The organism is Hyphomonas chukchiensis, assembly GCF_000682695.1.
In the GTDB taxonomy this organism is placed as follows: Bacteria; Pseudomonadota; Alphaproteobacteria; order Caulobacterales; family Hyphomonadaceae; genus Hyphomonas; species Hyphomonas chukchiensis.
The window spans coordinates 1-10,792 of record NZ_AWFG01000044.1 but is presented as its reverse complement, the minus strand read 5'-3'; the positions used below and the strand labels follow the sequence as shown (position 1 = coordinate 10,792).

At 57.3% G+C, this 10,792-nt stretch carries 8 protein-coding genes; 7 read left to right on the top strand and 1 reads right to left on the bottom strand.

The window, feature by feature from the left end:
- Positions 1 to 599 (bottom strand): IS66 family insertion sequence element accessory protein TnpA (tnpA, locus tag HY30_RS13860; protein ID WP_051615499.1); only part of this gene is annotated, 599 nt, incomplete at its 3' end.
- A gap of 267 nt (positions 600 to 866) precedes the next feature.
- Here tnpA and HY30_RS13855 point away from each other — a divergent pair.
- The 7 genes from HY30_RS13855 to HY30_RS13830 all read left to right on the top strand — a co-directional run.
- Positions 867 to 2,771, top strand: a complete 1,905-nt coding sequence (locus tag HY30_RS13855; RefSeq protein ID WP_034741820.1) for a DUF3363 domain-containing protein — start codon at positions 867 to 869, stop codon at positions 2,769 to 2,771.
- A gap of 218 nt (positions 2,772 to 2,989) precedes the next feature.
- Complete coding sequence (locus HY30_RS20055) at positions 2,990 to 3,505, top strand: hypothetical protein (protein ID WP_146740241.1); 516 nt, start codon at positions 2,990 to 2,992, stop codon at positions 3,503 to 3,505.
- Between the two features lie 96 nt (positions 3,506 to 3,601).
- Entirely contained in the window at positions 3,602 to 6,694 is a 3,093-nt protein-coding gene (locus tag HY30_RS13850) for an HsdM family class I SAM-dependent methyltransferase (RefSeq protein ID WP_034741808.1), read from the top strand.
- Entirely contained in the window at positions 6,691 to 7,365 is a 675-nt protein-coding gene (locus HY30_RS13845; protein ID WP_034741805.1) for a hypothetical protein, read from the top strand. Before HY30_RS13850 ends, HY30_RS13845 begins: the two co-directional genes overlap by 4 nt.
- Positions 7,366 to 7,643: 278 nt before the next feature.
- Positions 7,644 to 9,707 carry an IncP-type conjugal transfer protein TraG gene (traG, locus tag HY30_RS13840; RefSeq protein ID WP_051615497.1) on the top strand — a complete coding sequence of 688 codons (2,064 nt, stop codon included), beginning with the start codon at positions 7,644 to 7,646 and terminating at the stop codon, positions 9,705 to 9,707.
- Positions 9,704 to 10,165: a hypothetical protein gene (locus HY30_RS13835; RefSeq protein ID WP_045695782.1), complete on the top strand. Its 462-nt coding sequence runs from the start codon at positions 9,704 to 9,706 to the stop codon at positions 10,163 to 10,165. The genes traG and HY30_RS13835 overlap by 4 nt, the downstream gene beginning before the upstream one ends.
- Positions 10,158 to 10,792, top strand: a 635-nt coding sequence (locus tag HY30_RS13830) for an ATPase, T2SS/T4P/T4SS family (protein WP_034741802.1), incomplete at its 3' end; no start/stop codon positions are given. The genes HY30_RS13835 and HY30_RS13830, both read left to right, overlap by 8 nt.

Below are 10,792 nucleotides of genomic sequence, written 5' to 3'. Positions count from 1 at the left end.
CTTTCGAGCGCAATGGCGAGCTTCTGCTCATCACTGAAGAAGCGCCGGGCCGCCCGTCTCGATGCACCCTTTTTCGGAGTCAAGTCGGTTTCAGACGCATTAGTGCTAGCATTAGTGCTAACGCGCGGACGGGCGGAGGGATGAAGCTGTGCCCGCCAGTCGATTTCAAGTTCACCATCCTCCAGTCGCTTACGCCATTTCTGCATTGCATGGCGCGAAAGATTCAGCGCGATCGCGTACTGGCGAAGGCTCATTCCACTCCAGCTCAACGCCTCCAGATGCATCGCCCAGAAGGCCTGAACCGCCCGGCTTTGCATGTCCGTCCGCGCCCCGAACCGCAGGCCCTTTTGCCTTCGCGTGCGGCCTTTTTCGAGGTTTTTCAGCGTCTGTTCCCGGCGGAGTTCAGCTTGATATTCCTCATGTTTCCGCGCTTCGTCCCGACCCATCAGATAGATCATCCAGCTCGAAAATGTGCGCCGGCTCAGACCGTGATCGCGACAGTATCGCGAGCGCGAAAGCCCGCTCCGGCGCCACGCTTCAATGTGCACGCTCCAATAGGTCCGGTGCGCCTTGTTCTCAAAATGTTTCAAATTCATCATTGGACTCCTCAAGGGAAAGGAACCCGACATGCAGTGCTTTTGCAGCCCCAAATCGATGTGCAGGACTCGGACGGTTACGGGCAGATCGGAATGCAAGATAAAAGCTCATGGAGCCAATGAGGGCCTAGTCCCTTGTCTGCACATCGATTTTTATGGCTCCACAGCTCAGGATGCAGCTCTGTGGTCTGATGGAAACCTCAATGACGGCAACAGATTGGCATGGTTCCATTCGCAGAAACTGGCCTGTTTTCCGCTGGATCGGTTCAAATGAGCACGCCGCAGGACAATCCCTTCACTCCCAGACCTGGCAGGATTCGGTCTGCCGGATCAGGGGGGCGCGCGAAGACCTATCTGACGCGGATGACGAAGGCGCTGTCGTCCGTCGGCGGCGTTCGCCGCACTACCCTTCCCGCCCGGCCCCGTATCGGTGCACGCGGTGGGCAGAGGCGCGTCATCGTCAAGGCACGCATTGTGCGCATGTCGGCATCGAGCGTGGCGGCACTGGCAGCCCACATCGGATACATCCGGCGCGACGCAGCGCTGGAAGAGAAGGATCGCGGGAAACTGTTTGACGCCATGAGCGAGGATGCCAACGCGTCCGATCTCGTCAAATCCATTACCGAAGACAGGCATCATTTCCGGTTCATTGTTTCGCCCGAAGACGGCGCCGAAATGGCAGACCTCAAGCCCTTCGTCCGTGATCTCGTCTCGCAGATGGAAACCGATCTGGGGACGCGGCTCGAATGGGTCGGCGCAGTCCACCATGATACGGGCCGGCCGCATGCGCATTTGGTCATCCGGGGGCGGCGTGAAGATGGCTCTGACCTTGTCATGCCGCGGGCGTATATTTCGCATGGGATCCGGGAGCGGGCCGAGGACCTTGTAACGCTGGAACTCGGGCCTGAAACTCGGCTCGAGCAGGAGCGCAAACTTCAATCGGATATCGCTGCCGAGCGCGTGACACGGATCGATCATTTTATCGCGCGTCAGGTAGGTCCCGAACAGGAATTTCGGTTGAAGGATAGTCCTTCACAGTATCGTACTTTGCATGCCGCGCGGCTGCGGACTCTGGAACGGCTTGGGCTTGCAGAGAAACTCGGAGCTGGACGCTGGCAGATGAAGGAGAATTTCCGCGAGGTTTTGCGGGGCTTGTCGGAAAGGCACGACATCATCAAGACGATGAACCGTGCTCTTGCCGGACGCGGTGACCGGCGGCTCGATACGGACGCTATCTTCGACAAGTCCGATCCCGGCGGGCGGAGCGTGACGGGCGTGGTTCTTCAGACGGGTCTTACGGGTGAAGCGCATGACCGGACCTATGTCATCATCGACGGTCTGGATGGGCGCGCCGTGTTTGTGGAGCTGGGTGTCGCCGGCGAGGTCGAGGAAGTAAAGCGCGGGGCGATTGTGACGGTGTCTCCGCCGAACATTGAACCGAAGCCGTCAGACATCACGATTGATCGGATCGCACGCGCGAATGGTGGGAGCTATTCGGCAGGTCTGCACCAGGCGGACGATCCCCGATACAGCCCGGAATTTGTCGCGGCTCATGTGCGACGGCTGGAGGCTTTGCGGCGGGCTGGTCATGCAGAGCGTTCAGCTGATGCGGAGTGGAAGGTTCCACCGGATTATCTAGACCGAGCGAGTTCGTACGAGCGGGCACAGGCGCGGTTACGGGCGGCGCAGGTGTTAGTTCGCTCGGAGCTTGGCTTGGCAGATCAGGAAACGGCCCTTGGTGTGACCTGGCTGGATGACGTCCCTGCCCCGTCTGGCGTGCCGCTCGGATTCGGAAAAGAGGTGGCTGAGGCGCAGGTGAAGCGACGGGCGTTTCTGACGGGGATTGGAATGAAGGTAGCGGCTGGCACTGGCTTGTCTGCGGCACAGAAGACGGAGTTGATGAAGCGAGATTTCGCGCGAGCTGCCCGGACGCTGAGCGTAGAGATCGGTAAGCCATATTCGCCAGCGCCGGAACGAGGACATGTCGATGGTACGTATCGCGAGCATGTGTCTCGGGTGAGTGGGAAGTTCGCGGTGATTGAGCGGCAGAGGGATTTTACGATTGTACCTTGGCGGCAGGTGCTGGAGCAGCGGCGCGGGATGGCCGTGTCGGGTGTCGTGCGCGGGGGACGGATTTCGTGGGCGCTGGGGCGCGGGATTGGAATAGCGGATTAATATTGGTAGCACTAGTTTGGCCAGTGCCTCCATTACTATTTGAGCCAATCATTCTTTGTGTATGCAATCCGAACTTAGATGGCGACGCGCAGCGTGAACGCCGCCCTTCCGCGCCGCCACACCAAGGCTCTGTTCGTCCATTAGACTTTACTCAGGAGAACGAGTCCTTTACCCACTCTTAACTAAGAATGGGCAGAAGACCCATTTCCGAGGGCCACGTGATTTACGTATCAACATCCAAGGTAATCGAATTGACTGGCTTGTCCGCTGTGGTTCTGCGCGAGTGGACGCGGCGCCGTGCGCTAATACCCGCAGATATACCCGCAGCCGGAAAGGGCAATGCGGCAAAGTTCAGTTGGAGAACAGTACTCATCATTCGGATTGCCAATCAGCTGAAAGAGGAGTTTCACCTACAACTCCAAGCCCATGCGCCGCAGTTTTCCGAGTTACGTGAGGTGCTTTCAGAACATTCATTTCTGGCGCTTTATGGAACCGCCATTGTTTGCAGCCCAAGCGAACCGTGGAGATTATCGCGGGCCGATGAGTTTGGCCCGACTTGTGCCTTTCTCAAACTACCTCTTCATGACCATCTGGAAGCCATTTGCGGAGCGTTCGGTAAAGCAAGCCCACGAACACGATCGCAACAGTTTGACTTATTTCCGGCAACCGAAATCAGAACTATGCGAGTCGACTTTGAGCGTAGCGGGCGTGATGTCGGACGGAGGCAAGCATGAAACGTGCGCCCCGTGCAGTCAAATGGCTACCGAATCACTGGCAAATGTTCGTCTTTTGTTCTATGCCGTTAGGCACTAGTCCAACAGGTTTCCCCAATGACTGACACGATCTTCGACGAATGGCTCCGACGTCTCGGTTATGCCGATTTTGGAAAGTCTCTCCATCGTAGCGCTGCCGATGTCGACCCGCGCCACCCATATGCGCCAGAATTGAATGCTCTGCTTGCCGAGGACGGTTCGATTCGTGCCCGGGCTGTGTTCGATGTTGACGGCGTCCCTACCGTGGTTTTCGTAAGTGGAGATGGAACTCCGCTTACGAAGGTAGAGCTTAACCATGTTCGGCAGCGTGTGTGGAATCAGAACCTAGCGCAAATCATCTTGGAAATTGACAGTGACCGGGTATTGGTTCGACCGGTTATCAAGGCTCCGGATTCACTAGAAATTGTCACTGCGGAAGAAGCACGTCCAGACGGGCCTTTCTCCGGTTTCGACGTATCCTCAAACAGTCTCGCACGCCGTCTCCCAGAATGGTTCGACGCTGGGGATCGGGTTGATCGCATGCTTCTCACAAACTTGTCGGTTTGTGTGCGCGAGGTGGCGCAGGCTGGTTACGGCGAGCTACCAGTAGACGATTTTTCTCGACGTCTGGCTGAATTACTCATGGGTCAGGTGCTGTTCGTTTCCTATCTTGAACATCGCGGCATAGTCAGCGACGTATATCGCTCTCACCATAAGGTTGGACGCCTGCATCAGTTGGTTACAGAACGCGACATTGGCGGAGTGCGCCGCCTTATTGACAGGCTCAAAGAAGACTTCAACGGAGACTTCCTAAGCGATGACCGACACGATCCATGGCAGTCTCTCAATGCTTTTGGATTTGAAGCGCTGGAACGTTTTCTTAACCGCACCGATATGAGTACCGGCCAAGGCGACTTTTGGAACTACGATTTTAGTCTGATTCCCGTCGAGTTGCTGTCGGGACTCTATGAGTCCTTTCTTTCAGAAGACGTACAATCGTCAACAGGCGCCTATTACACGCCACGCCACCTAGCAATGCTGGCTGTTGACCAGGCTTTCAGCGCGTCGGCCGATCCACTGCAGGAGACAGTGTTCGATGGCGCGTGTGGCTCTGGAATTCTTTTGACAACAGCTTTTCGCCGGATGATCGCACTGACAGAAGCACGCGAGGGTTCGCCGCTTAGTTTCAAGCAACGCCGCCAGTTGCTGGCCAGGCACATCTTTGGCGCAGATATCAATGAAATGGCATGTCGTGTGACGGCGTTCAGTCTATATCTATCCCTATTGGAGGGCCTTGATCCGTCAGATATCCGCGAAGCACAGAGCAAAGAGCGAGTGAAACTCCCTACGCTGAAAGGGGTGAATCTTCTGTTCGGAGCCACAGGTGACTTTTTTAGCCCGGACCACGGATTCAACGGTCGCACATTTTCTCTTGTCCTTTCCAACCCTCCATGGATCGAGCCACGCGGCAGCGACGTGACGAGCGCCGACATTTGGGCACAACAGATGAAGGCCCCCGTAGGACATCGGCAAGTTGCTGCGGCGTTCTCAATCAGAGCCTTGGAGTTTCTCTCCGACGGCGGGCGCCTTTGCTTGATCCTTCCAATTAATTTGTTTCTCGGGCCATCGAAGCAGTCCTTCGTGAAACATCTATTCGAGACTGCTCGTCCAATCCGGTTGATCAACTTCGGTGATTTTCAAAATTTACTCTTTCCTTCCGCCGAACACACTTGCCACGTGCTATTGGCTGAAAAGCGCAACTCCCGTCCAGTGGTGATCGCTGTTGAGGAACGGTTTGACTACTGTGTGCCGAAGGCTGACATGAGTTTGGCCTACGGTCGCTTGACACTTTCTTCCAACGATCGCCATAGCGTTGCGACACGGGCAGTAATCGACCAGCAAGATATCCTAACTGTATTCATGTGGGGTGACGCGTTCGACCAATCCTTACTCCATCGACTTGGGGTGTTCGGAGAACTCGGCGATTATTGGAGTGGCCCGAAAAAAACAAGGCGCTGGCAAGCACGCAAAGGCATTCACATAATAGATCGGCAACGTGAGCCAGTGAGCGCAGAGCCTCTCCGAGGAATGCCCCATGTCGCCACAACCGCACTGGGCGCTGGTGTCCCCGTACTGCATCCTGATCTATTACAGCCTTGGCCCGAGGAGATTGATCAAGTAAGCCACATTTCTGACGAAGTCCTTGAAGTCTTCAAAGGTCCACGCATTCTGTATACTGATGGATTTTCCAAAGAAGATCTTTCAGTTCGGGCTGCGTACACTGAAAGCACAGCGAGTTTTACGGCGAGTGTGGGTGTTATTTCAGGCCCCCACGACGACGCCCGTCTCCTACGCTTCGTAGCAGCCTATTTGCGTTCGACGTTGGCTCGATATGTCCTTATGTTCCGATCCTGGACAATGTTGTGCGAGCGAAATGCGGTCCGGCTAGTAGACATCGGCGGTTTCCCATTCCACGAACCTGAGAATGCGGATAAGCCTGAGGTAGCACGTAGGGCGTTCGATAGAACGGTCGAGTTGATGCTTAAACTGGAAGGTTTGCCAGATTTAGAGCAACGCCGCGCATATGAAGATATGGAATCGGAAATCGACGAGCACCTGTTCGACTATTTTGCAATTGATGCCTTCGAACGAGCAATCATCTCCGAAACGGTGGCGCTTCTTTTGCCATCAATCCGACCGCGTAGCTTCGGTAATCTTGACACACCAGCTCAAACTCGCGCCGGTCTTTCTGACGTTCGTTCCTATGTTCGTGCACTCGCGACGGCACTCGACGTCTGGATAGCCCGCACAAACGGCAATGGACGTTTTGATGTTTCTGCTCTTTCAAGCTCCGCACACGCTGCGGGCGGAATGGGAGCAATTAGGATTTATTACAAACAGAACAATTCTCTCCGCTCGAAAGCAAATGCACGCAGCGACAGCGATGCCTTGATGGCATTGCTTAATCAGGCCCGCGCCGACGGATTTGGCCGGGTCTCTGCCGGGTTCGGCCTTGGACTAGCGCCTGATGCTTTTGTGTGGACCGACGACGCGTTGATAATCGCCAGGCCCCTGACCCGGCGCAACTTCTCATTACGACAGGCGTTCCGCGATGCCGAAACAATTGTCGAACAAGTTCAATTCAACAACGCAGCAGCGAAGGTCGCATGACTATCGGAGGGGCGCCGCCGGACTGGATTTCCGCATTTCCGCGGCAACCGGTAGAAGCTGCTGCTGCAACGCTTCAGCAAGCGTGGCAGGAACTTGTTCGCCGTAACGCGCCAGGCTTCCAACCGAAAGATCGAGAAGATCGCCTCACTGCAAAATTAAAGTTTCATTGTGATACTGTAGCTCGCAAACGCGGATTGTTGGGATCTTGGAGTGCCGAAAACAAGGTCGGAAATCTTGATGTCGAGTCCGGAGATATCATCTGGCAAAAGCGCACGGATATCTCTTTTCATTGGAACGACGACCAACAAACCATGGTGTTCGTATTTGAATTCAAAAAAGTCAGCCATACAGTGACGAGCCGAAAGGCATACCTGGGTGATGATGGTATGGGCCGTTTCGTAGACGGATATTACAGCCAAGATGAAACTGCAGCAGCTATGGTAGCGCTACTAACAGGTCCCGAAGAAAAAATTGTGCCCAACCTCCAGCACTCCTTAAGCGATGGATCATACGAGGCGAAACTTCGACAGCGCAAGAACGGTAGCAGCAAGCTAATCACTCAGCCATCACAAGTAATCGCGCTGGCTGCCTTCGACACAGACCATGATCGCTCGAACAATCGCGCACCCATACGCTTAGCGCACATATTTCTCGGCTGGCCTACTCCTTAGTCTTAGCTACGTGGCAATCCCGCGTACGGCTGTTGTTGGACCGTACGCCAACGTCGATTGTTGATCAGAGTACTAAGCCTGCCATTCTTTGCCGATAATACGAATACTGTCGACAATTTGCTTAACGGGCTAGCGATCCCCAAAGAAATTGGATCCCACAAATTCTTCCCGGCACTTCACCCACACCACTCACCAGTTCCGAAATCTTCAGAATACCCCCTGATTTCCTCCAATTTCCTCTCTGGAGACTGAGGCGATGATTGGTCAGGTTCAGTGTCATGAAACATGGCACGAACCTCTTCTGGCAGATCCTCCTTGTCTTGCTCGTCGTCCTCCTGGCGCTTTGGTGCGCGACGGAGTGGACAGCGTGGTCGCTTGGCTGGTCACCCCGGCTTGGTGAACCCTTCTTCGTCATCCTCGACATGCCGGTGTACGTGCCCTGGGCCTTCTTCGGCTGGTGGTACGCGTTCGATGCTTACGCGCCGGATGTGTTTGACCGGGGCGGACTTATCGCCGCTTCGGGCGGTGTCGCGGCCATCGTGATCGCGGTAACTGGGTCGATCCTCCGCGCACGCTGGGACAAGCGGGTCTCAACGTTTGGCTCTGCGCGCTGGGCGGAAGGCAAGGATTTGCGTAAGTCCGGACTTTTGAAGCCAGCCGGCGTGTTCCTGGGCCAAGCATCAGGATCCTATCTCCGCCATGACGGACCCGATCATGTCATGGCCTTTGCGCCGACCCGCTCCGGCAAGGGCGTGGGCCTTGTTGTCCCGACGCTCCTCTCCTGGCCGCATTCTGTTCTGGTGCACGACATCAAGGGCGAGAATTGGCAGTTGACCTCAGGCTGGCGCTCGGAGTTTTCCCACTGCGTGCGGTTCGACCCGACCGACGTGGTCTCGGCGCATTTCAATCCCCTGATGGAAGTGCGTAAGGGGCATTGCGAAGTGCGCGACGTCCAGAACATTGCCGATATTCTCGTGGACCCTCAGGGCAAGCTCGGAGATCTCGGGCACTGGGTCGACAAGGCGAACTCCCTGCTCGTCGGCGTGATCCTGCACGTCCTTTATGCCGAGCGCGAGAAGACGCTGGCGCGCGTATCGAGCTTCCTTGCCGATCCCGACCGGACATTCCGCACGACGCTGTCGATCATGCTCCGGACAAACCACCTTGGGACCAGCGATGCGCCAAAGGTTCATCCCGTCGTCGCCGAGACAGCCCGAGAATTGATGAACCAGGCGGAGAACGAGCTCTCCGGCGTGCTGTCAACAGCGCTGCGGTTCCTGTCGCTCTATCGCGACCCGGTGATTGCCGAAGTCACCTCGCGGAGCGATTTCCGGATCGAGGATCTGGTGTCCGGCGACCGGCCGCTTTCGCTCTACCTCGTCGTCCCGCCCTCGGACCTTTCGCGGACGAAGCCCCTGATGCGCCTCATCCTCAATCAGGTGGGCCGGCGGCTGACGGAGCATCTCGAGATTCGTCCTTCGGTATTCTCGCGTGGCAGATCGCTTTTGGCGAACATTCTCGGAGTTTGCGGGCTGCTTACGCCGCAGGTTTCTGTGCCGGTCGTAAAGTCCCGTCGGCGTGTCCTGTTCATGCTGGACGAGTTTCCTGCCCTTGGGCGCCTCGACTTCTTCGAAAGCACGCTCGCCTATATGGCAGGCTATGGCCTCAAGGCCTTCCTGATCGCGCAATCCCTCAATCAGATCGAAAAGGCTTATGGCCCCTCGAATGCGATCCTCGACAATTGTCATGTCCGGGTGGCGTTCGCGACAAATGACGAGCGCACGGCGAAGCGGATTTCCGATGCACTCGGCACCAAGACCGAACAGCGGGCCATGAAGAATTATGCAGGCCACCGGCTCGCGCCCTGGCTGTCGCACAAAATGGTGTCGCGTCAGGAAACTGCCCGCCAATTGCTGACGCCCGGCGAAGTGATGCAACTGCCCGCAGACCAGGAACTCGTCCTTGTCGCAGGCTCCCCGCCGGTGCGCGCGCTGAAGCTACGCTATTACGAGGACCAGAACTTCACCGAACGTCTCAAAGACGCCCCTGCCTTCGCGGCCTGTATTCCGGACGTGCGGGTTGATGATTGGGGCAGCGAGGTCCGGTCGATCCATGAAGGCCTGATGCAGGCTGCAGAGCTCGAGCCTGAAGTCGAGGGCCTTGGGCCTCAGAAGGCGCGGGATGCGGCCGAGGATCGCGCGCGGCTTGCAGGCCCCTCGAAGCCAGGCACGGCGCGGCGCAAGGTGTGCAATCCCCTGCAGGCTAGTCTCTTCGACGCCCTCGTGCAGGCTGACAGCCTCGAACAGGCGACCGGCATTGATCTCACGGGGAATGGCCAATGAAGCTCCGGATCCAGCCCTATATCTCGCCAGAGAATTTTCACTGGCTGAAGGCCATGGCCAAACGCCCTGGCCTGTCAGAAAGCACGATCATCGATGGGGCAGTAACGGCCTACCGGGCAGGCGAGTCCGACAATAAGCGCGAAGCCGCCATCAATCGCCGGCTCGACCGACTGACGCGCCAATTCGGGCGGATCGAGCGGGACAATCTCGTCCTTGCCGAAACGCTCGCGACCTTCGTGCATTATTTCCTGACGGTGACGCCGCCGGTGCCGGCCAACCAGGTCGAGGCCGCCCGGGCCAAGGGCGACATGCGGTTTGACCTCTTTGTGAGGCAGGTCGCGGAGGCCCTCAGGTCGGGCCAGCGCATTCTTCAGAATGCCGTTGAGGATGTGACAGCGGACGCGGCCAGTCTTGAGCGCGAGCCCGAACATATGGGCGAGGTGCGGACCGATGCGTGACGTACAAAGCCAGACACGTACCCGCGCCATGCTGATAACGGCATTGGGGAGCGAGATTGTTGCAGCGCTGGACGACCCCGCCGTTGTCGAAATCATGATCAATCCCGACGGCAGGCTCTGGATCGAGCGGCATGGGTCTGGCCGATCCGAATCCGGCCTGGTTGTCACCGCTGGCGATGTCGAACGCGTCATCCGGCTGGTCGCAAGCCATATGGGCCGGCGCGTCGACGCAGCGTCGCCCATCGTGTCAGCAGAGCTGCCAATGGGCGGAGAGCGGTTCGAAGGCGTCCTGCCGCCGGTGGCGCCGGGGCCTTGTTTCTCGATCCGCAAACCAGCGGGACGGGTGGTCGCTTTGGGTGAGTATGTCGCCTCCGGCGTAATGGCACCTCATCACGCCGAAGCCTTGCGGTTGGCGGTCAGGACCCGCGAGAACATTCTCGTCGTCGGCGGCACGGGCTCGGGCAAGACGACGCTTGCCAATGCCCTGCTGGCCGAGATTGCCCGCACTGGGGACCGGCTTGTGATCCTGGAAGATACGCGCGAACTTGTTTCGACAGCCCGCGACTCTGTCCAGCTGCGCACTCAGCCCGGATCAGTAACTCTTGCAGACCTTGTCCGCTCGACCCT

What these genes read in the sequence shown, in the direction of transcription:
- HY30_RS13855 (WP_034741820.1), top strand. Translation starts at nt 867, where the DNA reads ATGAGCACGCCGCAGGACAATCCCTTCACTCCCAGACCTGGCAGGATT.
- HY30_RS13850 (WP_034741808.1), top strand. Translation starts at nt 3,602, where the DNA reads ATGACTGACACGATCTTCGACGAATGGCTCCGACGTCTCGGTTATGCC.
- HY30_RS13845 (WP_034741805.1), top strand. Translation starts at nt 6,691, where the DNA reads ATGACTATCGGAGGGGCGCCGCCGGACTGGATTTCCGCATTTCCGCGG.
- traG (WP_051615497.1), top strand. Translation starts at nt 7,644, where the DNA reads ATGAAACATGGCACGAACCTCTTCTGGCAGATCCTCCTTGTCTTGCTC.
- HY30_RS13835 (WP_045695782.1), top strand. Translation starts at nt 9,704, where the DNA reads ATGAAGCTCCGGATCCAGCCCTATATCTCGCCAGAGAATTTTCACTGG.